Origin of the sequence: Variovorax sp. 22077, from assembly GCF_052044195.1 — a bacterium.
GTDB lineage: Bacteria > Pseudomonadota > Gammaproteobacteria > Burkholderiales > Burkholderiaceae_C > Variovorax > Variovorax atrisoli.
This window is the reverse complement of record NZ_JBQEQC010000023.1, coordinates 107,828-132,021: the sequence shown is the minus strand read 5'-3', so window position 1 is coordinate 132,021 and position 24,194 is coordinate 107,828. Positions and strand designations below refer to the sequence as shown.

24 protein-coding genes and 3 tRNA genes are annotated in these 24,194 nt (G+C 67.1%); 12 read left to right on the top strand and 15 right to left on the bottom strand.

The genetic code is table 11. From position 1 onward, the window contains the following. The first annotated feature begins 188 nt into the window (after positions 1 to 188). Positions 189 to 476, top strand: a complete 288-nt coding sequence (locus tag ACTJLF_RS27500; protein ID WP_126182898.1) for a YfhL family 4Fe-4S dicluster ferredoxin — start codon at positions 189 to 191, stop codon at positions 474 to 476. Here the strand turns inward: ACTJLF_RS27500 and ACTJLF_RS27495 are convergent. The 8 genes from ACTJLF_RS27495 to ACTJLF_RS27460 form a co-directional block, all read right to left on the bottom strand. After that, positions 473 to 958: a hypothetical protein gene (locus ACTJLF_RS27495; RefSeq protein WP_132799175.1), complete on the bottom strand. Its 486-nt coding sequence runs from the start codon at positions 956 to 958 to the stop codon at positions 473 to 475. The two genes, ACTJLF_RS27500 and ACTJLF_RS27495, sit on opposite strands and share 4 nt — an antisense overlap. 36 nt (positions 959 to 994) lie before the next feature. Then, positions 995 to 1,627, bottom strand: coding sequence for an aminoacyl-tRNA hydrolase (pth, locus tag ACTJLF_RS27490; protein ID WP_126182900.1), 633 nt, complete (start codon positions 1,625 to 1,627; stop codon positions 995 to 997). A gap of 87 nt (positions 1,628 to 1,714) precedes the next feature. After that, on the bottom strand, positions 1,715 to 2,392 hold the full coding sequence (locus ACTJLF_RS27485) for a 50S ribosomal protein L25/general stress protein Ctc (protein WP_019656421.1): 678 nt from the start codon (positions 2,390 to 2,392) through the stop codon (positions 1,715 to 1,717). 84 nt (positions 2,393 to 2,476) lie between these two features. Next, positions 2,477 to 3,451 carry a ribose-phosphate pyrophosphokinase gene (locus tag ACTJLF_RS27480; protein WP_019656422.1) on the bottom strand — a complete coding sequence of 325 codons (975 nt, stop codon included), beginning with the start codon at positions 3,449 to 3,451 and terminating at the stop codon, positions 2,477 to 2,479. A 138-nt stretch (positions 3,452 to 3,589) separates the two neighbouring features. Beyond that, positions 3,590 to 3,666 (bottom strand) — tRNA-Gln (locus tag ACTJLF_RS27475). A gap of 70 nt (positions 3,667 to 3,736) precedes the next feature. Then, a complete protein-coding gene (ispE, locus tag ACTJLF_RS27470) occupies positions 3,737 to 4,618 on the bottom strand; it encodes a 4-(cytidine 5'-diphospho)-2-C-methyl-D-erythritol kinase (protein WP_440884307.1) in 882 nt (293 codons plus the stop codon). Continuing rightward, the gene (locus ACTJLF_RS27465; RefSeq protein ID WP_440884306.1) at positions 4,615 to 5,142 is read right to left on the bottom strand and encodes a lipoprotein insertase outer membrane protein LolB; all 528 of its coding nucleotides are present in this window, start codon (positions 5,140 to 5,142) and stop codon (positions 4,615 to 4,617) included. Before ACTJLF_RS27465 ends, ispE begins: the two co-directional genes overlap by 4 nt. Position 5,143: 1 nt before the next feature. Continuing rightward, entirely contained in the window at positions 5,144 to 7,003 is a 1,860-nt protein-coding gene (locus ACTJLF_RS27460; RefSeq protein ID WP_440884305.1) for a tetratricopeptide repeat protein, read from the bottom strand. 81 nt (positions 7,004 to 7,084) lie between these two features. Between ACTJLF_RS27460 and mutM the strand changes: the two genes are divergently transcribed. The 3 genes from mutM to mutY all read left to right on the top strand — a co-directional run bounded on the left by mutM (position 7,085) and on the right by mutY (position 11,032). Beyond that, positions 7,085 to 7,897, top strand: coding sequence for a bifunctional DNA-formamidopyrimidine glycosylase/DNA-(apurinic or apyrimidinic site) lyase (gene mutM / locus ACTJLF_RS27455; protein ID WP_019656426.1), 813 nt, complete (start codon positions 7,085 to 7,087; stop codon positions 7,895 to 7,897). A 101-nt stretch (positions 7,898 to 7,998) separates the two neighbouring features. After that, positions 7,999 to 9,960, top strand: a complete 1,962-nt coding sequence (locus ACTJLF_RS27450; protein WP_019656427.1) for a dynamin family protein — start codon at positions 7,999 to 8,001, stop codon at positions 9,958 to 9,960. A gap of 37 nt (positions 9,961 to 9,997) precedes the next feature. Further along, entirely contained in the window at positions 9,998 to 11,032 is a 1,035-nt protein-coding gene (mutY, locus tag ACTJLF_RS27445; protein WP_440884304.1) for an A/G-specific adenine glycosylase, read from the top strand. A 12-nt stretch (positions 11,033 to 11,044) separates the two neighbouring features. Here mutY and rapZ read toward each other — a convergent pair whose 3' ends face one another. The 3 genes from rapZ to ACTJLF_RS27430 all read right to left on the bottom strand — a co-directional run bounded on the left by rapZ (position 11,045) and on the right by ACTJLF_RS27430 (position 14,683). Beyond that, entirely contained in the window at positions 11,045 to 11,923 is an 879-nt protein-coding gene (gene rapZ / locus ACTJLF_RS27440; RefSeq protein ID WP_019656429.1) for an RNase adapter RapZ, read from the bottom strand. Next, complete coding sequence (gene recN, locus ACTJLF_RS27435; protein ID WP_440884303.1) at positions 11,920 to 13,602, bottom strand: DNA repair protein RecN; 1,683 nt, start codon at positions 13,600 to 13,602, stop codon at positions 11,920 to 11,922. Before recN ends, rapZ begins: the two co-directional genes overlap by 4 nt. Before the next feature lie 166 nt (positions 13,603 to 13,768). Further along, positions 13,769 to 14,683, bottom strand: a complete 915-nt coding sequence (locus ACTJLF_RS27430; RefSeq protein ID WP_132754099.1) for an NAD kinase — start codon at positions 14,681 to 14,683, stop codon at positions 13,769 to 13,771. Between the two features lie 31 nt (positions 14,684 to 14,714). Here ACTJLF_RS27430 and hrcA point away from each other — a divergent pair, with 31 nt between their 5' ends. From hrcA to greB, 4 genes are all read left to right on the top strand, one after another. Further along, positions 14,715 to 15,722: a heat-inducible transcriptional repressor HrcA gene (hrcA, locus tag ACTJLF_RS27425; RefSeq protein WP_019656432.1), complete on the top strand. Its 1,008-nt coding sequence runs from the start codon at positions 14,715 to 14,717 to the stop codon at positions 15,720 to 15,722. A gap of 31 nt (positions 15,723 to 15,753) precedes the next feature. Further along, positions 15,754 to 15,830 (top strand) — tRNA-Ile (locus tag ACTJLF_RS27420). Positions 15,831 to 15,911: 81 nt separating this feature from the next. Next, positions 15,912 to 15,988, top strand: a tRNA-Arg gene (locus ACTJLF_RS27415). Positions 15,989 to 16,044: 56 nt separating this feature from the next. Further along, positions 16,045 to 16,623, top strand: a complete 579-nt coding sequence (greB, locus tag ACTJLF_RS27410; protein ID WP_132754097.1) for a transcription elongation factor GreB — start codon at positions 16,045 to 16,047, stop codon at positions 16,621 to 16,623. A 6-nt stretch (positions 16,624 to 16,629) separates the two neighbouring features. Here the strand turns inward: greB and ACTJLF_RS27405 are convergent, their stop codons facing one another. The 4 genes from ACTJLF_RS27405 to ACTJLF_RS27390 form a co-directional block, all read right to left on the bottom strand. After that, entirely contained in the window at positions 16,630 to 18,885 is a 2,256-nt protein-coding gene (locus ACTJLF_RS27405) for a RelA/SpoT family protein (protein WP_132754095.1), read from the bottom strand. 93 nt (positions 18,886 to 18,978) lie between these two features. Beyond that, positions 18,979 to 19,182, bottom strand: coding sequence for a DNA-directed RNA polymerase subunit omega (gene rpoZ / locus ACTJLF_RS27400; protein ID WP_019656435.1), 204 nt, complete (start codon positions 19,180 to 19,182; stop codon positions 18,979 to 18,981). Positions 19,183 to 19,225: 43 nt separating this feature from the next. Continuing rightward, positions 19,226 to 19,846, bottom strand: coding sequence for a guanylate kinase (gmk, locus tag ACTJLF_RS27395; protein WP_019656436.1), 621 nt, complete (start codon positions 19,844 to 19,846; stop codon positions 19,226 to 19,228). A gap of 20 nt (positions 19,847 to 19,866) precedes the next feature. After that, positions 19,867 to 20,790 (bottom strand): YicC/YloC family endoribonuclease, encoded by a 924-nt coding sequence (locus tag ACTJLF_RS27390; RefSeq protein WP_019656437.1) that lies wholly within the window; start codon positions 20,788 to 20,790, stop codon positions 19,867 to 19,869. Positions 20,791 to 20,881: 91 nt separating this feature from the next. Between ACTJLF_RS27390 and ACTJLF_RS27385 the strand changes: the two genes are divergently transcribed. From ACTJLF_RS27385 to ACTJLF_RS27370, 4 genes are read left to right on the top strand one after another with little or no spacing between them, the layout of a single operon-like run. Further along, positions 20,882 to 21,889, top strand: coding sequence for a serine/threonine protein kinase (locus tag ACTJLF_RS27385; protein ID WP_019656438.1), 1,008 nt, complete (start codon positions 20,882 to 20,884; stop codon positions 21,887 to 21,889). Between the two features lie 4 nt (positions 21,890 to 21,893). Further along, on the top strand, positions 21,894 to 22,799 hold the full coding sequence (locus tag ACTJLF_RS27380; RefSeq protein ID WP_019656439.1) for a PP2C family protein-serine/threonine phosphatase: 906 nt from the start codon (positions 21,894 to 21,896) through the stop codon (positions 22,797 to 22,799). A 41-nt stretch (positions 22,800 to 22,840) separates the two neighbouring features. Next, positions 22,841 to 23,572, top strand: a complete 732-nt coding sequence (gene rph, locus ACTJLF_RS27375) for a ribonuclease PH (protein WP_132754093.1) — start codon at positions 22,841 to 22,843, stop codon at positions 23,570 to 23,572. Positions 23,573 to 23,591: 19 nt separating this feature from the next. Further along, positions 23,592 to 24,191 (top strand): non-canonical purine NTP pyrophosphatase, encoded by a 600-nt coding sequence (locus ACTJLF_RS27370; RefSeq protein WP_132754091.1) that lies wholly within the window; start codon positions 23,592 to 23,594, stop codon positions 24,189 to 24,191. Positions 24,192 to 24,194: the final 3 nt, after the last annotated feature.

Genomic DNA, 24,194 nt, shown 5'->3' with positions numbered 1-24,194 from the left:
TCTCGAGCACGAGGAAGACGATGACCGAGGCGCCGATCAGGGTGCCGATCAGCGTGGCGAGGCGCTTGACTAGGAACAGGCTCATGGGGCGGGGCGCAGCATAACTGACTCCCGCAACAAATGTGCCGCGAATGTGGCCTTTGTCATTCACCGCCGGTCCGTTCCGCCCGAGCCGCGATAATCGGGGGATGGCCCTCATGATCACCGACGAATGCATCAACTGCGATGTCTGCGAGCCCGAGTGCCCGAACGACGCGATCTACATGGGCGCGGAGTTCTATGAGATCGATCCGCACAAGTGCACCGAGTGCGTAGGCCATTTCGATGAGCCGCAATGCGTGCAGATCTGCCCGGTGGCCTGCATTCCGGTGAACCCCGAGCATGTGGAAAGCCGGGAGACGCTGATGCAGAAATACCAGCGTCTCACGGCGATCAAGGTGACGGCTGCCGCAGCAGCAGCTTCGTCCGGCGCCTAGTCGGCCGACTTCCGCTTCTTTTTCCTGCGCTCCGGTGCCTCAGCGCCCGGGCCGCTGCTGAAGCTCAGGCTTGATTTCCGCGGCGTATTGGCTTCCTTGCGGGCGCGATCGCGCTCCCTCTGTTCGGCCGTGGCGAGCCGCCTTTCCGCCAGGGCCGCGCTTCTTGCCTCCCGCGCTGCGCGCTGGTCGCGGTCGTATGCCGCCCTTTCCAGCGACAGGCGGCTGCGTTCCATGCGGTCGGCCTGGGTTTGGGCGCTGCGGATGCCGGCATCGGCGGCCCGGCGGTCCTCGTCGCTGCGGCGATCGTCCACCTTCACCGTCCTGCCGCCTTCACAGGGCTGGTCGGAATAGGTGTTGCCGCAACGCCAGGTGCCTGTGCCCTGGGCGGCAGCGCCCATCGAGCATGCACCGATTGCTACTGAAAGGATAGCGGCTGCGGTTTTCGAAACCGTCTTTCCGTCCTTCTTTTTCTTCTCGCTCATTCTTGTTTCTCTCCCTCCCTGCACTTCAATGGCCGGCTAGGTGGCGGCAGGCGTGCCCCCTTCGCCGGGCTCCCTCCGCGGCGGCTTGGGCCGGGGCGGTTTGCTCGTGTGAATGACCAGCGTCGCCTTTTCCATCTCGCCCGCGATCAGCGCGGGAATCGCATGCAGCGTGCGGGTGATGGCGTCGTCGATCGCTTCGCGCTGTTCCTTGAGCGGTTTCTTGAGCACCCAGTTGACGACCTCCGACTTCACGCCGGGATGCCCGATGCCCAGGCGCAGCCGCCAGTAGTCGCCGGTGCCCAGTTGCGCATGGATGTCGCGCAGGCCGTTGTGGCCCGCATGGCTGCCGCCGAACTTGAGCTTGACCTGGCCCGGGACCACGTCGAGTTCGTCGTGCACGACGAGAATTTCCTCGGGCGCGATCTTGAAGAAGCGCGCCAGCGCAGCCACGGACTTGCCCGACAGGTTCATGAAGGTCTGCGGCTCCAGCAGCCAGATGCTCTGGCCGCCGATGTTCGTGCGCGCAGCCAGGCCGTGGTAGCTGCGCTCGGGCACGAGGTTGAGCTTCCATTCGCGCGCAAGGGCGTCGATCCACCAGAAGCCGGCGTTGTGCCGCGTGGCTTCGTACTCGGGGCCCGGGTTTCCGAGGCCGACAAACAGCTTGATCATGGTCGTGGATTATCCGGTCGCCGTAAAAGCAAAAAGGCCCGCACGAGGCGGGCCTTCATCGAGAAGCAACGGATGCGAAGAAGCGGATTACTTCTTGGCAGGTGCCTTGGCGGCGGGCGTCTTGGCCGCGGCCTTGCCACCCTTGCCAGCCGGAGCGGCGGCTGCGTCGGCAGCTGCTGCGCCTTCGGCGGGAGCTTCTTCTTCGGCAGCCGGGGTCACGGCCGAAGCCAGCACCGGGTTCGGCTTGCCGTGGCTGACCCACTTCACGCCGCGGGGCAGCTTGATGTCCTTCAGCGTGACGGTGCCGTTCTTCTTCAGGCCCGACAGGTCGACTTCGATGAACTCGGGCAGGTCGGTCGGCAGGCAGTTCACTTCCAGTTCGGTCGTGACGTGGTTGACCAGGTTGTGGTCGAGCTTGACGGCTTCGGACTCTTCCTCGCCCTTGAAGTGCACCGGCACCTTCAGGGTCATGCGGGTCTTGGCGTCCACGCGCTGGAAGTCGATGTGCTGCACCAGCTGGCGGAAGGGGTGGTATTGCACGTCACGCAGCAGAACCTTGCTGACGTTGCCGCCCAGTTCCATCTCGAGAACGCTGGAGTGGAAGGCTTCCTTCTTCAGGGCGTGCCACAGTGCGTTGTGATCGAGCTCGATCAGCTGGGGTTCGACGCCACCGCCGTAGACGATGCCGGGAGTCTTGCCCGTGATGCGGAGACGGCGGCTCGCACCCGTGCCCTGCTTTGCGCGCTCAAAAGCGACGAATTTCATAACTAGCTCCTGTAAGAGTCCACCGCGACCAGTGCGACTCCGGTTCAAAAAGGCTTCAGGGGTGAAGCCCGCTTTTTGCCCAGGTCAGAACAGGTTGTCCTGATCCGAGAACAAACTCATCACCGACTCGCCCTTGGCAATGCGCTGGATCGTCTCGGCGATCAGCGGTGCCACGGAGAGCTGGCGGATCTTTCCGCAGGCATTGGCGCCGTCGGAAAGGGGGATGGTGTTGGTCACGACCACTTCATCGAGGGCCGAGCCCTTGGTAATGCGCTCGATGGCCGGGCCCGAGAAGATCGGGTGCGTGCAGTAGGCGTACACGCTCTTGGCGCCGCGCTCCTTCAGCACCTCGGCCGCTTTGACCAGCGTGCCGGCGGTGTCGATCATGTCGTCCATGATCACGCAGTTGCGGCCGTCGATCTCGCCGATCACGTTCATGACTTCGCTGACGTTGGCCTTGGGGCGGCGCTTGTCGATAATGGCGAGGTCGCAGTTCAGCTGCTTGGCCAGCGCACGGGCGCGAACCACGCCGCCCACGTCGGGCGAGACCACGATCAGGTCTTCGTAGTTCTTGGCGCGCAGGTCGCCCAGCAGCACCGGCGAGGCGTAGATGTTGTCGACGGGAATGTCGAAGAAGCCCTGGATCTGGTCGGCGTGCAGGTCCATGGTGAGCACGCGCTCGACGCCGACGGTTTCCAGCAGGTTGGCCACGACCTTGGCGGAGATCGGCACGCGGCTGGAGCGCGGGCGGCGGTCCTGGCGGGCATAGCCGAAGTAGGGGATCACGGCGCTGATGCGTTCGGCCGAGGCGCGCTTGAGCGCGTCGACCATGATCAGCAGCTCCATCAGGTTCTCGTTCGTCGGAGCGCAGGTCGACTGGACCACGAACACGTCGCGTGCGCGGACGTTCTGGTTGATCTCGACGGTGACTTCGCCGTCGGAGAAGCGGCCGACGCGGGCGGCACCCAGCGAGGTGCCGAGGTTGTGCGCGATTTCCGCGGCAAGGCCCGGATTGGCGTTGCCGGTGAAAACCATGAAATCAGGGTGATTAGCCTGCATGAGCGCGTCCCGGCAGTGCAAGTGGGCTTAGGAAGCCGCCAAAAGGTTCGTGTGCATGGCGGCCGGTGAGCCGCCGATTATTGCAGCGGGTGGGCTGCAAATGAAGACTGCGGCCATCGGGCCGCAGTCGTGAAGATTTGGCAGGGGAGAAAGGATTCGAACCTTTGCATGCTGGAATCAAAATCCAGTGCCTTAACCAGCTTGGCGACTCCCCTACACGGGTCGACGGCTTTCGCCATCAACCGATATATGTCGCATCGAACCGAATGAACGATCCGATTATCTTCAGGTTGCCCATCCCCAGAGTGGATGAACTTCCAGATTGCTGCATTGACGAACCTGCCAGCCCTCGGGGGCGTCGAGCAGTTCCGCTTCATGCGGCGATTGCGGCAGCCTTGCGAACACCGAGCTTCCGGAGCCGGTCATCCGGGCTTTCAATCCTTGGGTGCCGAGCCATTTGATGGCGTCGGTGACCGCGGGACAAAGTCGCTGGGCAACCGGCTGCAGGTCGTTGTGGCCGAACTCGAAAACCCGGTTTCCCAAGTTTGTCGCTTCCGACGATTCGCTGTCTGCAGCAAAGCCTGAGATTATAGCAACAGGCGTAGCGCGTTGAAGGCCTGAGTCCGAAAAAATTAATCGGGTATCGAGTCCTTCGGGTGGTTTGACCACCACGAAGCGCGCGGACGAGAGTGTAACCGGTGTGATCTCCTCTCCGACGCCTTCCACCCACGCATTGCGCCCGCCAAGGAAGAAAGGAACGTCGGCACCCAGCTTCAGGCCGATGTGGGCCAGGCGAGACAGCGGCAGGTTCAACCCCCACAGGCGGTTCAGCGCGAGCAGGCAGGTGGCGGCATCCGACGAGCCTCCGCCCATGCCCGCCTGCGCCGGCACGTGCTTGGCGACGCCGATGTGCACGCCCTGTCCGGGCGCGGCGAACGGCTGCAGGGCACGCGCGGCGCGCAGGATCAGGTCGTCCGCCGGCAGCTCCGTGGTCAGGTCCTCGCGGCTGAGCTGGCCGTCGCGCCGCAGTTCGACGTGCAGCATGTCGCACCAGTCGATCAGCATGAACACCGACTGCAACAGGTGATAGCCGTCGTCGCGCCGGCCGGTGATGTGGAGAAAGAGATTGAGCTTGGCCGGCGCTGGAAGGTCGTAGATCGCCTTCATGACCGCTCGAACACGATGCGCAGGTCGGCGCGCGGGCTGGGCGACTCGCGCACGGCGTTCAGCCGCCCGGCGCCGAGTTGCGCGAGGTCGGCCTTCCAGCCGGGCACGGCCTCGTTGCGGCCGTCCAGCCAGCCGAACAGGGCGCCGACCGGGATGGCCGCGCCGGTGGCGGCCTCGATCAGCTCGTCGACGGAGTCGAAGCGCCGCGTCCTGCTGCCGTCCTTCAGCAGCGCCTCGCCCGGTGCCCAGTGCAGCTGGGCGAGCGTGCTGCCGATGGGTGTGGTGAGCGTCAGGTCGCCCGCCTCGGCCGAGCCGCGCAGTTCGAACAGGGCGGCGAAGGTCTGCACGGGCTCGCTATCGATGCGCAGCGACATGCGGCCGCTCCAGCTGCCCGTGGGCTTCGGTGCCGAAGAGCCGCCGGACAGCTGCGCGCAGCCGGCAAGCAGCAAGACGGCCGCACCGCCCGCCGCCAGAAGGGCGCGCCGGCCGGCCTGCATCGGCGCGAGTACTCCTGCGTGCGCCATCTCAGGGCTTCACTCGCAGGCGCTTGAGCGTTTCCTGCAGCGTCTCGTTCTCGGCGTCGCTCAGAAGGGCTTCCTTCCAGATCGTGACCGCGCGGTCCTTCTGGCCGGAGGTCCAGAGGACTTCACCGAAGTGCGCGCCGATCTCGGGATCGGGCCGCGTCTTGTAGGCCGCCTCGAGGATGCGGATGGCCTCCGCCGTGTTGCCGAGCCTGAATTCGACCCAGCCCAGGCTGTCTGCGATGAACGGGTCTTCCGGTGCCAGCTGCACCGCCTTCTGGATCAGCGTGCGTGCCTCCTCGAGCCTGATCTTGCGATCGGCCAGCGAGTAGCCCAGCGCGTTGTACGCGTTCTGGTTGTCGGGCTTGAGTTCGATGAGACGGCGCAGCAGGCGCTCCATGTCGTCGAGGCGGTTGAGCTTCTCTGCGACCATGGCCTGGTCGTACACCAGGTCGCCGTCGTCCGGCGACGCCGCGGAAGCCTGCGCAAGCATGTCGTAGGCCGCCTGAAACTGCTTCGCGTCGCGCAGCAGCTGCACTTCGGCGAGGAATTTCTGCTTCTTGTCGTCGGCCGTGCGCTCGGGCAGGCCGCGGATGATCTCGCGGGCCTGCGGCAGCTTGCCCTGGCGCGCCAGCAGCGTGGCGCGGCGGGTCTGCGCGGCCACCAGTTCGTCGGCGCCGTCGACGCGGGAGAGCCAGCGCTCTGCGGCCGCGTAGTCCTTGCGCCGTTCCGCCAGCTGCGACAGCGCGAAGTAGGCCTGCGAGATGCCGCGCTTGCGGTCGGCGGCATCGTCGGCATCCTTGCCGGCGCCGCTCTTCGGGCTGCTCGACAGCTCGATGAAGCGCTTGATCGAGGTTTCGGCCGCAGCGTCCTGCCGCGCCTGCATCTGCAGGCTGCCGAGCAGCAGCCAAGGCTCCGCGAGTTCGGGACGCGAGGTGGTCAGCGTCTGCAGCTGGGCGGAGGCATCGCTGAAGCGGCGGTTCTCGACCAGCGCGCGCGCATAGGCGACGCGCAGGTCGGGCGAGGCCTTCGGGTTGTTGTTCAGGAAGCGCGTGACGATCGGCTCGGCCAGCGGCTGGCCGGGGTCGATCATCTCGAGCGCCAGCGCGGCGGGGGCCTCCGAGGCCGGATCGATCTCCTGGCCCTTGCGTGCCGCTTCCAGCGCACCGGAAGCATCGCCCGCATTCAGACGCATCCGGCCGACGGTGGCCCAGGCCAGCCCGCCGGTCGTCGGGCTCTTCAGTTCGTCGACAAGCGCCTGCTCGACCACCGATGCGGCCAGCTTCTTGTCGGAGGCGCGCGAGTAGTTGCGCACGATCACGGCCATGAGCAGCGGTCGCTCGATCTGAGAGGTGGCCGCCACTTCGGCGCGCAGCGGCTCGACGGTTTCGCTGATGCGGTTGAGCGCGATCAGGATCTGCAGTTCGATGCGGCGTGCGTCCCGCGAATTCGGCAGGGTCTCCTGCCAGGCACGTGCCGCGGCGAGCGCCGCATCGCCCGAGCGCGACTGCAGCGCGATCTCGACCGCGCGCTGAAACAGCTTGCCGTCGCGCAGCCGGCGGGCGGCGTCGAGCACGAGCGCATAGCCGGAGCCGGGGTCGCCGGAACGAGCGGTCATCTCGCCCATCAGGATCTCGTAGAACAGGTCGGCCGTGAGTGCGGACTGCAGCGGCGCGGGCTCGGCGGCTTCCTTGGCCGCGGCCGGCCGGGGCCTGGCTGCGGGCTTCGACTGCGCCGGCCGTTCGATGGCGGGAGTGGGGCTGACGGGTGCTGCCGGATCGGAAGATTGCGCGTGGGTGGCGCAGGCCAGCAAGGCGAGAGACGCGGCCGCCGCAAGGCGGTGTCGGCGGGGCGAAAAGTTCATGCAACCATAATAATCCAGCCTTTTGTACGAGCATCGCGTGGGGCTTCGCCGCCGCGGGCGTTTGCCGAAGATTTACCTTTCATGCCCGAGCTACCCGAAGTCGAAGTCACCCGCCGCGGATTCGCAGAGCGCATTGCGGGAGGCCGCATCGAAGCGGTGCGCATCGGCAAGCCGCTGCGATGGGCGCTGATGGTGCTGCCGGAGGCGCTGGTCGGCCGGCAGGTGCGCGAGGTGCGCCGCCGCGGCAAGTACCTGCTGATCGACCTCGACCGCGGCATCCTGCTGCTTCACCTGGGCATGTCGGGCAGCCTGCGCTTCGATGCCGCACTGCCGCCACCCGGGCCGCACGATCACTTCGATCTTGTTACCAACCTGGGCACCCTCAGGCTCAATGACCCGCGCCGTTTCGGCGCAGTTGTTTACGTGGAGGACGAATCTGCCCCATGGGCGATCAAGCTCCTGGGCGGCCTGGGCATGGAGCCGCTGGACGAAGGCTTCGACCTCGACGCCTTCCACGCCGGCCTGAAGAAGCGCAGGACGGCGGTCAAGCAGGTGCTGCTGGCGGGCGACGTGGTGGTGGGCGTGGGCAACATCTATGCGTCGGAGGCGCTGTTCCAGGCGGGCATCCGGCCGACGCTGTCGGCGGCGCGAATCAGCCGGCCGCGGGCGGCCAGGCTGCATGCGGCGGTTCGGGAGATCCTCGCGAGGGCGGTGGAGAAGGGCGGCAGCACGCTGCGCGACTTCTCCAACATCGACGGGCAGAACGGCTACTTCCAGCTCGAGGCGACCGTCTACGGCCGGGCGGGCGAGCCCTGTCGGGTTTGTGCAACGCCGATCCGGCTGCTGCGACAGGGGCAGCGTTCCACCTATTACTGCCCCAATTGCCAGAAGTAGGTGCAGGCTCGCCTGCCGGGGTGGAAAAATAGAAGCAATCCGGAAACGTCAGTGGCACGCATGCCGATGTATATTTGTAAATTGTTTCTTACACATTCCCCTTGAGCCGCTCCTTCAATCAACAACTCGATCAGCACGGTGCGTGGCGGAGCAATTTCGCCCACCGGCTGCAGTGGCTGTCCCGCTGGCTGACCGAGAACGAGCTGCTCGACCAGGCGGTGGCTGAGCGCCTGCGCGGCCTCGAGACGCAGATCCGCACCAGCAAGGTCATGGTCGCCTTCGTGGCCGAGTTCTCGCGCGGCAAGTCGGAACTGATCAACGCCATCTTCTTCGCCGGCTACGGGCGGCGCATCATGCCCGCCAGCGCCGGCCGCACCACGATGTGCCCGACCGAGCTGGGCTACGACGCCGCGCATGCGCCCAAGCTGCGCCTGCTGCCCATCGAGACCCGGCTGGAGCCCCACTCACTGGCCCACTGGCGCGACAAGCCCACCCGCTGGACCGAGATCGCCATCGACGTCGGCAATGCCGAACAGCTGGCGCAGGCCATGGGCAAGGTGGCCGAGGTGCGCTGGGTCGGCAAGGACGAGGCCCGCACGCTGGGCTTCTGGAACGACGAAACGCCCGACGACAACCCGGTGCAGGACGCCGAAGGCCGCGTGGAAATTCCGCGCTGGCGCCATGCGGTGCTGAACATGCCGCACCCGCTGCTTGAGCAGGGGCTGGTGATCCTCGACACGCCGGGCCTGAACGCAATCGGCGCCGAGCCCGAACTCACGGTGAGCCTGATCCCGCAGGCGCACGCGGTGGTCTTCATCCTGGGCGCCGAGACCGGCGTGACGCGCTCCGACCTGTCCATCTGGCGCGAGCACCTGATCACCGAGGACGAAGGCAACGACACGCGCTTCGTGGTGCTCAACAAGATCGACACCATGTGGGACACGCTCAGCACGCCCGCGCAGATCGAACTGCAGATCGAGCGTCAGCGAGAAGGCGCGGCCCGCCTGCTCGATGTGCCGCTGGCGCAGGTGCTGCCCGTGTCGGCGCAGAAGGGCCTGCAGGCCAAGATCCAGCGTGACGGCCAGCTGCTGCAGGCCAGCCGCCTGCCGGCGCTCGAATCGCTGCTGGCCGAAGGGGTTCTGGGCAAGCGCGAGACCATGCTGCGGCTCGCGGTCGATGCCGGCATGACCGCGCTGCGCGCCGAGGCCGAGCGCATCCTGAAGGTGCGCCAGCGCGACCTGGCCGAACAGGCGCTCGAGCTGCAGGGCCTGCGCGGCAAGAACGTCTCGGTGATCCGCCACATGCGCGCGCGCATCGACCAGGAGCATGCCGAGTTCGAAGGCAGCAACACGCGCATCCTGGCGCTGCGATCGGTGCAGGGCAAGCTGCTGCGCGAGGTGTATGCCGTGCTGGGGCGCACCGCGCTGAAGGCCGACATGGTGAAGCTGTCGGCCGCGCTCAAGCGCCCCGGCGTCAAGTTCAACGTGCGCAAGGTGTACGCCGAGACTTTCGACTCGCTGCGCAACAACCTGCGCGAAGTGCAGGCGACCACGGCCGAGATCCAGTCGATGCTGCACGCCACCTTCCGCCAGCTCAATGCCGAGCAGGGCTTCACCCTGCAGGCGCCGGCCGAGCCCGATCTCACCGGTTTCGAGCAGGAGCTCGCGCAGATCGAGCGCAGCCACATCCACTACCTGGGCGTGGGCAACCTTCTGAAGCTCGCGCAGGCCGACTTCTGCGACAAGCTGGTCCGCGCGCTCGCCAGCCGGCTGCGACTGGTGAACGAGGCCGCGATGACCGAGGTCGAGCGCTGGAGCAAGGGCGCGAGTGCGCAGATCGATGCCCAGCTCAGGGAGCGCCGCCGCAACTTCAGCAAGCGCATCGAGGCGATCGAGCGCATCCAGAGCGCGGCGGGCAATCTCGACGAGCGCCTCGTCGAACTGGCCGCGCAGGAGAGCAACCTCGCGGAGCTCCATGTGCAGCTGCGCGAGTTCACCTCGCTGATCGCGCAGCACGGACGGCCGCAGCCTGCGGCCACCATCGGCGAACTGCGTGCGGCCTGAACGAAGCGCTTCCAAGGCGGCGACTGCAACCCTGTCATTGCCTCCGGACTTCGCAGCGCAGATCGTGAGCTGGCAGCGCAGCCACGGCCGCAGCCAGCTGCCGTGGCAGAACACGCGCGACCCCTACCGCGTGTGGCTGTCGGAGGTGATGCTGCAGCAGACGCAGGTGTCGACGGTGCTCGGCTACTTCGCGCGCTTCCTCGAACGCTTTCCCGATGTGAAGGCCCTGGCCGCCGGCACCGAGGACGAGGTGTTCGGCCTGTGGAGCGGGCTGGGCTACTACAGCCGCGCCCGCAACATGCATCGTTGCGCGCAGGAGGTTGTCGCGCGATTCGGCGGCGAGTTTCCGCGCACCGCTGCGGAGCTGGTCACGCTGCCGGGCATCGGACGCTCGACATCGGCGGCTATTGCGGCCTTCTGCTTCGGCGAGCGTGTCGCGATCCTCGACGGGAACGTCAAGCGCGTGCTGACGCGCGTGCTCGGTTTCGCGGGCGACATGTCCTCCGCGGCGCAGGAGCGCGCGCTGTGGGATCTGGCAACGCAACTGCTCCCGCCCGCCGACGACAAGGAAGCCATCGCGTCCTACACGCAGGGCGTGATGGACATGGGCGCCACCGTGTGCCTGCCGCGCAAGCCGAGCTGCATGATCTGCCCGGTGCAGCAGAGCTGTGTCGCCCTGCGCGAAGGCGCGCCCGAGCGCTATCCGGTCAAGACGCGCAAGCTCAAGCGCAGCGCGCAGTCGCTGTGGGTGCTGCTGGCGCGCGACGAGCAAGGCCGCGTGTGGCTGGAGAAGCGGCCGGCGAAGGGCATCTGGGCCGGTCTCTACTGCCTGCCGGTGTTCGAAAGCCGCGAGCAGCTTCTCGAAGCCTTGCCCCCAGCTGCGCGGCGCGGCGCCCGTGACCTGCAGGCCTTCGTGCACGTGCTGACCCACAAGGACCTGCACCTGCATCCGGTGCAGATCGACGGCGGCCAGCCGCAAGGCGATGCCGCGCGCTGGTTCGATGCGGAGGAATGGAGCAGGCTGGGCCTGCCGGCCCCGATGCGCAAGATGCTGGAAGACGGCGAGGCCTGAGCCGCCGGCCGGTCAGATCGCGTCGAGCTCGCGGTGCCGCTTCAGCGCGCCCCAGCGCGCACCGAACGAGCGCGCCAGCTGCTCGACCAGGAATACCGAGCGGTGCTGCCCGCCCGTGCATCCGATGGCCACCGTCACGTAGCTGCGATGGTCGCGCGCCAGAGCGTCGAGCCAGTGCGTCAGGAACTGCTCGATGTCGTCGTACATGCGCGCCACGTCGTCGTGCTCGCGCAGCCATTCGATCACCGGCTCGTCGCGGCCCGTCAGCGGGCGCAGCGCCGGCACGTAGTGCGGATTGGGCAGCATGCGCACGTCGAAGACATAGTCGGCATCCAGCGGCACGCCGCGCTTGAAGGCGAAGGATTCGAACACCAGCGTGAGCGGCGTCTGCGGCGCGGAGATCAGCGACTTGATGTAGCTCTGCAGCTGCGCCGGGCGGATCAGGCTGGTGTCGATCACGTCGGCGCCGTCGCGCAAGTCGGCCAGCAGCTCGCGTTCGAGCTCGATCGCCTGGGTCAGCACGCGGTGCTGCTCGGGCACGTCGGTGCGGCCTTCCTGGCGTGAAAGCGGATGGCGGCGGCGGGTTTCCGAATAGCGGCGCAGCAGGGCATCTGTGGTCGCGTCGAGGAACAGCGAGCGCAGCGAGATGCCGCCGTCGCGGCGCAGTGCCTCCAGCTGCTGCGGAACGATGGGCAGCGAGACGCCGCTGCGCACGTCCATGGCAATGGCCACGCGCGTGGCCTGCTGCTCGTGCTGCAGCGCGATGAACGAGGTCAGCAGCTCGGGCGGCAGGTTGTCGACGCAGTAGTAGCCCGCGTCTTCCAGCGCATGCAGGGCCACCGACTTGCCGGAGCCCGACATGCCCGTGATGAGCACGAGGTCGAGATTCATTGCGCCGTCGCCGAGCTCTTGTGGCCGAGCATCTCGCGCGCGTGGGCGAGCGAGGTCTGCGAAACCTTTTCGCCGCCCAGCATGCGGGCGATCTCCCGGGCGCGGCTGTCGTCGTCGAGGCGCGACACGCCGCTTTCGGTGCGCGGGCCGTCGCTGCCGGTCGCTGCCGTCTGGCGCTTGGCCACCACCAGGTGGTGGTCGGCGCACGCTGCAACCTGCGGCAGGTGGGTCACGGCAAGCACCTGACGATCGCGGCCGAGCTGCTTCATCAGGCGGCCGACCGTCTCGGCGACCGCGCCGCCCACGCCGGAATCGACCTCGTCGAAGATCAGCGTCTGCGCCGCGCCGAGCTGGCTGGTGGTGACCGCGATGGCTAGCGCGATGCGCGAGAGTTCGCCGCCCGAAGCCACCTTGCCGATGGCCCGCGGCGTGCTGCCGGTATGGCCTGCCACGAGGAAGGCCACGTCTTCGAGGCCGGCGCGGCTCGGCTGCGCGAGCGGCTGCAGTTCGACCTCGAAGCGCCCGCCCTGCATGCCCAGGCCCTGCATGGCGTCTGTGACGGCCTGCGAGAGGCGGGGCGCCGCCTGCTTGCGGACCTTGCCCAACGCCTTGGCTTCCTTCATGTAGGCCTGCTGGGCGGCCTGCTCGGCACGCTCCAGGCCTTCGAGATCGCTCTGTGCGTCGAGCGCCTGCAGCTCGGCCTGCCAGCCGGCCAGCAGCGCCGGCAGCTCGGCCGGCGGTCGCTTGTAGCGGCGCGCGAGCGACATCCACAGGCCCATGCGCTCGTCGAGTTCGGCGAGGCTCTGCGGGTCGGTGTCGGCATCGCGAAGGTAGCCGTGCAGCGTGTGCGCCGCGTCGGAGGCTTGCGCGACGCAGGAGGCGAGCACCTCGCCCAGCGAGCGGAACTCGGGCTCGATGTGCTCGCAGTTCTGCAGCAGCGTGGCCGCGCGCTGGAGCGCGGAGAGGGCGCCGTTGTCGTCGTCTTCCAGCGCCTGGCTGGCGCCCTGGGCCGCGTCGATCAGAGCCTGCGCATTGGAGATGCGCGAGTGGTTGGTCGAAAGTTCTTCCCACTCGTCGACGCCCGGCGCCAGCTTGGCCACTTCGGAAATCTGCCACTGCAGCCGTTCGCGTTCGCGCTGCAGCGAGTCTTGCGCGGAGCGGGCGTGCTCGAGCGCGGAAAGCGCCTGCCGCCACGCCTGCCATGCGGCATCGAGCGCGTCGGTGCGCACGCCCGCGTAGGCGTCGAGCAGGCCGCGCACCGCCTCGGGCCGCGTCAGGCTCTGCCAGGCGTGCTGGCCGTGGATGTCGAGCAGGCGGTCGCCGAGTTCGCGCAGCTGGGTCGCGGTGGCGGGGCTGCCGTTGATCCAGCCGCGGCTGCGGCCCTGCAGGTCGACGGTGCGGCGCAGCAGCAGCGCGTCGCCGGCCTCGAAGCCGCCTTCGTCGAGCCAGCTGTCCAGGGCCGGGTCGGCATCGAACTCGGCGCTGACGTCCAGGCGCTCGGCGCCTTCGCGCACCGCGCCGGCGTCGGCCCGGTTGCCCAGCGCCAGCTGCAGCGCGTCGATCAGGATGGATTTGCCCGCGCCCGTTTCACCGGTCAGCACCGTGAAACCGCCGGACAGGTCGAGTTCGAGTGATCGCACGATCACGAAGTCGCGCAGTGCGATGCGTCGCAATGCCATCTCAGTTGTTCCTCAAGTTTCCGGACACGGGGCGTTGTTGTGCGAAGTCGTGGCAGGCAGGCCGCGAAACACCGCGGAACCGGCTTCGCCGGGCCGCCGGTGTTGCCCCCTGCAAGGGGATTGGCGAAGCGACACGAAGTGCGCGCAGCCTGGGGGTGTGCTTCATTCAGGAGCCCCCTTCGTTCCAGTGAAGTTTCTTGCGCAGCGTGTCGAAATAGCTCCAGCCGCGCGGATGCAGGAAGCGCACGCGGAAGTCGGAGCGCCGTACCACCACGCGGTCGCCGATGGCGAGCGAGGCGAGCGACTGCATGTCGAAATTGGCGCTGGCGTCGCGTCCGCCGACCAGCTCGATGACGATCTCGTCCGCATCAGGCAGCAGCACGGGCCGGTTCGACAGCGTGTGCGGCGCGATCGGCACCAGGACCCAGCCCGGCACCGCGGGGTGCAGCAGCGGCCCGCCGGCGGAGAGCGCATAGGCGGTCGAGCCCGTGGGCGTGGCGATGATCAGTCCGTCGGCGCGCTGGTTGGCCACGAAGTGCCGGCCCACCGAGACGCGAAGCTCGACCATGCCCGAGGTGGCGCCGCGGTTGACGACCACGTCGTTCATGGCGAAGGCGTCGAACACCGAGGCGCCGTCGCGCATGACCCTGGCCTGCATCAGGCTGCGATGGTCTTCCTCGTATTCGCCGGCCAGCATGGGGATCAGCGTGGACTGGTAGTTGTCGAGCGGAATGTCGGTGATGAAGCCGAGCCGGCCGCGGTTGATGCCGATCAGCGGAATGCCGTAGCTCGCGAGCTGCCGGCCGATGCCCAGCATCGTGCCGTCGCCGCCGACCACCAGGCCGAGGTCGCAGCGCTGTCCTATTTCCTCGACGCTGAGAGCCTGGTAGCGTGGGTTGGCGGGTGCGTCGGCAACGGCGTCGTCTTCGCATGTCGGGCGCTCGACGTAGACTGCGCATCCTTGCGATTCGAGGAAGGCGCCGATGCCTTCCATGACGCCGTCGCGCGCATCCGCCTGCGACCTGGCGCCGGAAGCCTGGTATTTGCCGATCAGGGCGACGTGACGAAAGCGAGAGGTCATATCTCACAAATTACAACACTAAAATCTTGCAATGCTGGACGACCGTGCCAAGTTGCTGCTCAAGACGCTCGTTGAGCGCTACATAGCCGACGGGCAGCCCGTCGGGTCCCGGACTCTGTCGCGCTCCTCGGGGCTCGACCTGTCGCCCGCGACCATCCGCAACGTCATGTCCGACCTCGAGGCGCTGGGGTTGATCGCCAGCCCGCACACTTCGGCCGGCCGCATTCCCACGCATCGCGGCTATCGCCTTTTCGTCGACACCATGCTGACGGCCAAGCGCGAGCAGATGACCGCGCCCAGCCTCCCGCCCGACCAGCCCCAGAAGGTGATCGCCAACGCGGCGCACCTGCTGTCGAACATGTCGCAGTTCGTGGGCGTGGTGATGGCGCCGCGGCGCGCGTCGGTGTTCAAGCAGATCGAGTTCCTGCGGCTGTCGGAGCGCAGGCTGCTGGTGATCATCGTCTCGCCCGACGGCGACGTGCAGAACCGGGTGATCTTCCCCGAGGCCGACTATTCGCAGTCGCAGCTGGTCGAGGCCTCGAACTACATCAACGCGAACTACGCCGGGCTGACCATCGAGCAGGTGCGCGACCGGCTGCAGTCCGAGATCGAGAAGCTGCGCGGCGAGATCGCCACGCTGATGCAGGCCGCGGTGCAGGTCAGCTCGGAAGTGCTGACCGAGGCGCAGGAGGACGACGTCGTCATCTCCGGCGAGCGCAACCTGCTGTCGGTGAGCGATTTCTCCAGCGACATGGGTCAGCTGCGCCGCGCTTTCGAGCTCTTCGAGCAGAAGGCGCAGCTGATGCGGCTGCTCGACGTGTCGAGCAAGGCGGATGGCGTGCGCATCTTCATCGGCGGCGAAAGCCAGGTGGTGCCATTCGAGGAACTCTCGATCGTCAGCGCGAACTACGAGGTCGACGGGGAAGTCGTGGGCACCCTCGGCGTGATCGGGCCGACGCGCATGCCCTACGAACGCATGATCCAGATCGTCGACATCACCTCGCGCCTCGTGACCAACGCGCTGAGCCATCGCAAGTAGGCTCGTCGGCGCGCATAGAATCGTGCCGCGTGGGCCGTTAGCTCAGTTGGTTAGAGCAGCGGACTCATAATCCGTTGGTCGCTGGTTCAAGCCCAGCACGGCCTACCACCCTCCCTTGGCGATTCGATCCTTCGATGTGTTGCCGTGCTTTCGGGGGCAGCCAAAAATCAGGCTATAATCGAGAGCTTAGCGGCTGTAGCTCAGCTGGATAGAGTACTTGGCTACGAACCAAGGGGTCGTGGGTTCGATTCCTGCCAGCCGCACCACTATAAAGAAAGCCCGCAACGCAAGTTGCGGGCTTTTTTCTTTTCGGAGGATCAGCGTGAACAAGGCATTCACCAAGGAAACGGATTCCGACGGAGACGACGATGGCGCAGATGGCGCCTCGCCACCGATTCCCGCGGGCGGCAAGAACTACATCACCCCCCAAGGCTACGCACGCCTGCGCGACGAGCTGTTGCACCTGATGGACGAGGAGCGCCCGAAGATCGTCGAGACCGTCCACTGGGCCGCCAAGAACGGCGACCGATCGGAAAACGGCGACTACCTCTACGGCAAGAAGCGCCTGCGCGAGATCGATCGACGCATCCGCTTCCTCACCAAGCGCCTCGAGATCGCCGAGGTCACCGATCCATCGGTGCATCACGGCCGCGACCAGGTCTTCTTCGGTGCCACGGTCCTCTATGCCGACGAGGCCGGCGAGGAGCGCAGCGTCACCATCCTCGGCATCGACGAGGCGGAGAGCGCGAAGTCGCAGGTCAGCTGGATCTCTCCGATCGCGCGGGCGCTGCTGAAGGCGCGCGAGGGCGACGTCGTGAAGCTCGTCACCCCGGGCGGGGCGCATGAGGTCGAGATTCTGTCGGTGAGTTACCCGGCGCCAGGCTCGGCCGGCACTCCGTAGCCCGGCTCAGGGCGCCGGAACCGTCCTCGAGGCGGTCAGCACCGATGCCGTGCGACGCGCCGCGCGCAGCACAGCATCCAGATGCGCACGGTCGCGCACCGCGATCACGAAGCGCAGGTCGGTCGAGTCCTGCGGGGTCTCGTCGGCCATCTCCACGTGCGTGATGTCGGCTTCGGCATCGGCCAGTGTGGCCGCGACGCGCGCCAGCACGCCCTTGTCGTTGCGCACGGTGATGACCACGCCAGTCTCGAAGGCACGCGTCGGCTCGTCGGCCCACTCGACGGCAAAGAAGCGCTCGCTGTCCTTGTGGCGCAGCCGCTGGCCGACGCCGCATTCCTCCGTGTGGACCACCAGGCCTTCGCCGTGGCCGAGATAGCCGACGATCGGGTCGCCGGGAATCGGGCGGCAGCACAGCGCGAAGCGCACCGACGAGTTCTCGCTGCCATCCAGCGTCACGGCGCCTTGCGACACCGTCTCGTGCGAAATGAAGCGCTCGCGGCTCAGAAGCAGCGCGTCGGGCCGCTCGCCGAGTTCGGTGAGCATCGCCACCAGCCGCTTCGCGACGATGCTCGCGATGCGCTTGCCCAGACCGATGTCGGTCAGCAGCTCCGAGCGGGTGCGGTTGCCGGTGAAGCGCAGCAGCTTTTCCCACAGCGCCTGGTGCTCTTCGTCGTTCTCCGGCAGCTTGCTCAGGCCTTCGGCACGCAGCGCCTGCGCGAGCAGCTTCTCGCCCAGGCCCTCGGACTCGGCGTGCGCAAGGGTCTTGAGGTAATGGCGGATCTTGGAGCGCGCACGGCCGGTGCGCACGAAGCCGAGCCAGGCCGGATTGGGCGTCGACACCGGCGCGGTGATCACCTCGACCACGTCGCCGTTCTTGAGCTCGGTGCGCAGCGGCACCTGGTCGCCGTTGATGCGCGCGGCCGAGGTGTGGTCGCCGATGTTGCTGTGGATGGCGTAGGCGAAATCGACCACCGTGGCGCCGCGCGGCAGAGCCATGATCTGGCTCTTGGGCGTGAACACGTAGACCGCGTCGGGAAACAGGTCGACCTTGACGTGGTCCCAGAATTCGGCGGCGTCGCGGGTTTCGTCCTGGATGTCGAGCAGCGACTGCAGCCATTTGGTGCCCAGGCGGTCGTTGCTGGCGGCGTTCGGCTCGGCGGCCTTGTAGAGCCAGTGCGCGGCCACGCCTGATTCGGCCACCACGTGCATGGCCTCGGTCCGCAGCTGGAACTCGACGCTCACGCCAGCCGGCCCCACGAGCGTGGTGTGCAGCGACTGGTAGCCGTTGAGCTTGGCGATCGCGATGTGGTCCTTGAACTTGCCCGGCAGGGGCTTGTACATCTGGTGCAGGATGCCGAGCCCGGTGTAGCAGGCGATCACGTTCGGCACGATCAGGCGGAAACCGTAGATGTCGGTCACCTGGGCGAAGCTCAGGTGCTTTTCTTCCATCTTGCGGTAGATGGAATAGAGCGTCTTCTCGCGCCCGGCGATGCGCAGCGTCATGCCGGCGGCGGAAAAGGCGGCTTCTACCTCCTTCTGCACCTTCTGGATCAGGTCGCGCCGGCGGCCGCGCGCCTTGGCGACGGCTTTCGAGAGCGTGGCATAGCGCCACGGTTTCAGATGACGGAACGACAGCTCCTGGAGCTCGCGGTAGGTCTGGTTCAGCCCCAGCCGGTGGGCGATGGGCGCGTAGATGTCCAGCGTCTCGCGCGAGATCCGGCCCCATTTCTCGCGGGGCGCGTCGGCCAGCGTGCGCATGTTGTGCGTGCGGTCCGCCAGCTTGACGAGGATGACGCGCACGTCGCGCGCCATGGCCAGCAGCATCTTGCGGAACGACTCGGCCTGATTCTCCTCGCGGGTATTGAACTGCAGCTTGTCGAGCTTGGTGAGCCCGTCGACCAGTTCAGCCACCGGGGCGCCGAAGCGCTCGATGAGTTCTGGCTTGGTGACGCCGCAATCCTCGATGGCGTCGTGAAGCAGGGCGGCCATCAGCGCCTGCGCATCGAGCTTCCATTCGGCGCACTGCGCCGCCACGGCAATGGGGTGGGTGATGTACGGCTCGCCGCTGTTGCGCAGCTGCCCGAGGTGCGCCTCGTCGGCGAAGCGGTAGGCGCGGCGGACCAGCTCGGTGTCTTCGGGACTCAGGTAGTCCAGCCGCGCGGTCAGCGCGGCAAAGCTCGCGGCGGCCGCATTCAGCGCCGCCGGGCTCGGCTTCGGCGCGCCTTTGGGGGCATGGGACTGAGATTTGGCGACCGCGCTCATGCCTATCACTTTAGCGTGACCGATGTGTGGACGCCTCCGGCCATAAAAAAAGCACCGCTTTGCGGTGCCTTTTCGTTGCAGGGCTGCGTCAGATCAGCCCGGCACCTTCTTGAGCATTTCGAGGCCGATCTTGCCTTCGGCGATCTCGCGCAGCGCGGTCACGGCGGGCTTGTTCTTGCTCTCGATCTTGGGGGCGTGGCCCTGGCTCAGCATGCGCGCACGGTAGGTGGCGGCCAGGACGAGCTGGAAGCGGTTCGGAATGTGGACGAGACAATCTTCGACGGTGATGCGGGCCATGATGAGGATCTTTCGGTCGGTCTGGAGCGGGTGGGCTCGGAAATCAGGGGATGTTCAGTGCGGCGAAGGTATCGGCACGCGCTCGGCGTTGCGCGGAGTACCGAAGCCGCTGAGCGTGGACGATCGCCTTGAGATCGAAAAGTGCCCGCTCAAATAACTCGTTGATTATAACGAAGTCGAATTGTCCGGCCTGGGACATCTCTTCCGCGGCGTTCTTCAGGCGCAGCTCGATGACCGCGGCGCTGTCTTCCCCGCGCCGTTCGAGGCGGGAGCGCAGCTCTTCCCAACTGGGCGGCAGGATGAAGATCATGACCGCGTTGGCGAAGGTCTTGCGGATCTGCAGCGCGCCCTGGAAGTCGATCTCGAGGATGACGTCGGCCCCCTGGGCGATACGTTCTTCCACGGCCTTTTTCGAGGTGCCGTAGCGGTGGCCGTGTACATGGGCCCATTCCACGAAGCCGTCTGCGGCGATCATGGCGTCGAACTCGCTCGGCGAGGCGAAGAAGTACTCGCGGCCGTGCTTTTCCTGCCCGCGCGGCGAGCGGGTCGTGTGCGACACCGAGGGCTGCACCGCCGAATCGAGTTCCATCAGCGCCTTGACCAGGCTCGACTTGCCCGCGCCGCTGGGCGCCGCCACCACGAAGATATTGCCGGGGTAATCCATTCTTTCGCTCGTCTTCGTCGTCATTCGATGTTCTGGACCTGTTCGCGCATCTGCTCGATCAGCACCTTCATGTCCACGCCGATGCGCGTGAGTTCCAGCGCCGCCGACTTCGAGCCCAGCGTGTTGGCCTCGCGGTGCAGTTCCTGGATCAGGAAGTCGAGGCGCTTGCCGATCTCGCCGCCCTTCTTGAGCAGGCGCTCGATCTCGTCGAGGTGCGAAGCCAGCCGGGTGAGTTCCTCGGCCACGTCGATGCGGATCGCGAAGGCGGTGGCTTCGGTCAGCGCGCGGTCCTGTGCGGCTTCGGGCGGCGTGCCGCCGGCTCCCGCGCCCAGGCCCATGGCCTCCTGCCAGCGTTCCAGGAAGCGGGTGCGCTGCTGCTCGACCAGTTGCGGCACCAGCGGGCCGGCCTGTTGTGCCAGTGCGCGCAGTTGCTCCAGGTGGCCTTCGAGCATCTTGGCCAGCCGGGCGCCTTCGCGCTGGCGGGCGGATACCAGGCCTTCGAGCGCCTTGCCCGCAACCTCGAGCAGGTCGGGGCCCCAGTCGCCGCGGACGGCGCTTTCGCCGCCGGCCAGGCGCAGCACGTCGGCCACGCTGAGTTCGCGCGCGCCCGGCAGCCAGGCCCGGATGCTGTCCTGCACGCCGTTGAGGCGCTGCAGCAGCTTGACGGAGGGCTCGACCACGCCGGAGGACGAGGTGCTTTCGATGGCCGCGCGCACCTCGACCTTGCCGCGCTTGAGCTTGGCGGTGAGCAGTTCGCGCAGGGCGGTTTCGTGCTGGCGGAGTTCTTCCGGCAGCTTGAAGGTCAGATCGAGGAAGCGACTGTTGACCGAGCGGATTTCAACCCCGAGCCGGCCCGCGGCGGAAGGCCGTGCATCGGCTTCGGAGTGGCTGCCTGCGGGCCCGTTCTGGCCGCTGGCGTAGCCGGTCATGCTGTAAACTGGCATTGCGCCTCACTGTGGTTTTGCTTGCATGCTCCGAGGCGTCGGCACGGCGTTCGCTTGCCGCACCATCGCCTTCGGGCGAAACTCCCGGATTATGTCAAAGGTCAAGCCTACGCCCCTGCCGCCCGATACGGTCATTGGTGGTTACCGTGTTGTACGCCGGCTTTCCGCGGGCGGATTCGGCGTGGTCTACCTTGCGATCGATTCCAGCGGGCAGCAGGTGGCCATCAAGGAATACCTGCCGTCGTCGCTCGCCACGCGGGGCCCGGGTGAGCTCGCTCCGCAGGTGCCGCCGGAGAAGCTGTCGCTTTACCGGCTCGGCCTGAAGAGCTTCTTCGAGGAAGGGCGTTCGCTGGCGCAGATCTCGCACGCATCGGTGGTCAGCGTGCTCAACTTCTTCCGCGAGAACGAGACCGTCTACATGGTGATGAACTACCTGGAGGGCGCGACCCTGCAGGACTTCGTGGTCACCGCGCGCGACCTGAAGAAGCAGAAGGTGTTCCGCGAGTCGACCATCCGCTCGCTCTTCGACGAGATCCTGCGCGGCCTGCGCATCGTCCACCAGTACAAGATGCTGCACCTGGACATCAAGCCGGCCAACATCTTCGTCACCGACGACGACCGCGCCGTGCTGATCGACTTCGGCGCCGCGCGCGAAGTGCTCAGCAAGGAAGGCATCTTCATCCGCCCGATGTACACCCCCGGCTTCGCGGCGCCCGAGATGTACCGGCGCGATTCGTCCATGGGCCCGTGGACCGACATCTACGCCATCGGCGCCTGCATCTATGCCTGCATGCAGGGCTATCCACCCAACGACGCGCCCCGGCGCATCGAGAAGGACCGCCTCAGCCTGTCGCTCTCGCGGCTGCGCGGCGTCTACTCCGACAACCTGATCGAAGTGGTCGAGTGGTGCATGTCGCTCGATCCGCTGTCGCGTCCGCAGTCGGTCTTCGCGCTGCAGAAGGAACTCAGCCGCGAAGGCGAGCGCCGCTATACCAAGCTCACGGTGGGCGAGAAAGTGCGCCTGTCGATCGACAACATCCGCTCCTTCGACAAGAAGGGTCTGCCCAAGGCTGCCGCGCCCACCACGCGCCCTGCATGACATCATGAAATTCTCCGTCTTCCAGGTCAGCCGCAAGGGCGGGCGTCTCAAGAACGAAGACCGCATGGGCTATTGCTACACGCGGGAATCGGGGTTGTTCGTGCTCGCCGACGGCATGGGCGGCCATCCGGAAGGCGAAGTGGCGGCGCAGCTCGCACTGCAGACCATCGCCGCGCTCTACCAGCGCGAGGCACGCCCGATGGTCAAGGACGTGAAGTCCTTCCTCGCCGAATCGGCCATGGCTGCGCACCAGCAGATCATGCGCTACGCGAGCCACAAGGCCATGCTCGACACGCCGCGCACCACCGTCGTCGCGGCCGTGCTGCAGAACAACACCGCCACCTGGATGCACTGCGGCGACTCGCGCCTGTACGTCGTGCGCGACGGCCGCCTCCTGGTGCGCACGCGCGACCACTCGCATGCCGAGCGCCCGAAGCCGAACGGCTCCGACATGCCCGTCAACCGCAACCTGCTGCTCACCTGCCTGGGCTCGCCGACGACGCCGCTCTTCGATGTCTCGGCACCGCTGCAGCTGCAGCGCGGCGATCGCATCATGCTGTGCTCCGACGGTGTGTGGGGCGTGCTGGACGACGAACTCATCGTGCACACGCTGTCCTCCGGCAAGCCCGTTTCCGACGCCGCTCCCGACCTCGCCGAGATGGCGCTGCGCAAGGGCGGCTCCCACAGCGACAACGTCACGCTCATTGCGCTCGAATGGGAGATGCCCGACAGCGCGGACGACCGCAGCGGCGTTTCCACCGAGACCATCGAGGACGGTGTCTTCGCCTCCACCATCCAGGCCGGCATGCCCTCCGACAACGAGATCGACGACCTCGACGAAGACGCCATCGAGCGCTCCATCGCCGAGATCAACGAGGCCATCCGCAGATCGGCGGCGCGCAAGACCTGAGCGCAGCCTTCTTTCCTTTTTCCTTTTCCGGTTCTCGAACAATGACTGCTTTCACACGAAGCGGCGGCCGTGCCGCCGACCAGCTGCGCCCGGTGCGCATCACCCGCGGTTTCACCATCCATGCCGAAGGCTCCGTACTCATCGAGTTCGGCCAGACCCGCGTGTTGTGTACCGCCTCCGTCGAGGAAAAAGTGCCGCCGCACAAGAAGGGCAGCGGCGAGGGCTGGGTCACCGCCGAATACGGCATGCTGCCGCGCGCCACCCACACCCGCAGCAGCCGCGAGGCCGCCAAGGGCAAGCAGACCGGCCGCACGCAGGAAATCCAGCGCCTCATCGGCCGCTCGATGCGCGCCGTGTTCGACCTCGCCGCGCTCGGCGAACGCACCATCCACCTGGACTGCGACGTGCTGCAGGCCGACGGCGGCACGCGCACCGCGGCCATCACCGGCGCCTTCGTCGCCGCGCAGGACGCCGTCAGCAAGCTGCTGGCATCCGGCGCCATCGCCGCCTCGCCCATCAAGGGCCACGTGGCGGCGATCTCGGTCGGCATCGTCGGCGGCACGCCGCTGCTCGACCTCGAATACACCGAAGACTCCGCCTGCGACACCGACATGAACGTCGTCATGACGGGCGCCGGCCATTTCGTCGAAGTGCAGGGCACGGCCGAAGGCGTGGCCTTCACCCGGGAAGAAATGAACATCCTGCTCGGCCTGGCCGAGAAGGGCATCGGCGAGCTCGTGGACCTGCAGAAGCAGGCGCTGCTCTCCAACTGACGCATCCACTGGCGAATTCATGAAACTGGTCCTGGCTTCCAACAACGCAGGCAAGCTCGCCGAGCTCCAGCAGCTGTTCGCCGAGCTCGCCGTCACCCTGGTGCCGCAGTCGGCGCTGGGGGTGAGCGAGGCCGAGGAGCCTTTCCGCACCTTCGTCGAGAACGCGCTGGCCAAGGCGCGCCACGCGAGCGCAGCCACCGGACTGCCCGCCATCGCCGACGACGCCGGCCTGTGCGTTGACGCCTTTGGCGGCCTGCCGGGCGTTGACACCGCCTTCTACGCCACGCAGTTCGGCTACACCAAGGGCGATGCCAACAACGTGAAGGCTCTGCTCGAGCAACTCGACGGCGTCGTCAACCGCCGCGCCGCGCTCGTCAGCACGCTGGTCGCGCTGCGCAGCCACGACGACCCCGAGCCGCTCATCGCGGTGGGCCGCGTGGTCGGCGAGATCGCGCCTGCACCCGTCGGCGATAACGGCTTCGGCTTCGACCCCGTCATGTACCTGCCGTCCTTCGGCAAGACCTTCGCGCAGCTGCCGCCCGAGGTGAAGAACGCCAACAGCCACCGCGGCCGTGCGGCGCAGGCCATGCTGGCGCTGATGCGCGAGCGCTGGTTCTGAGCG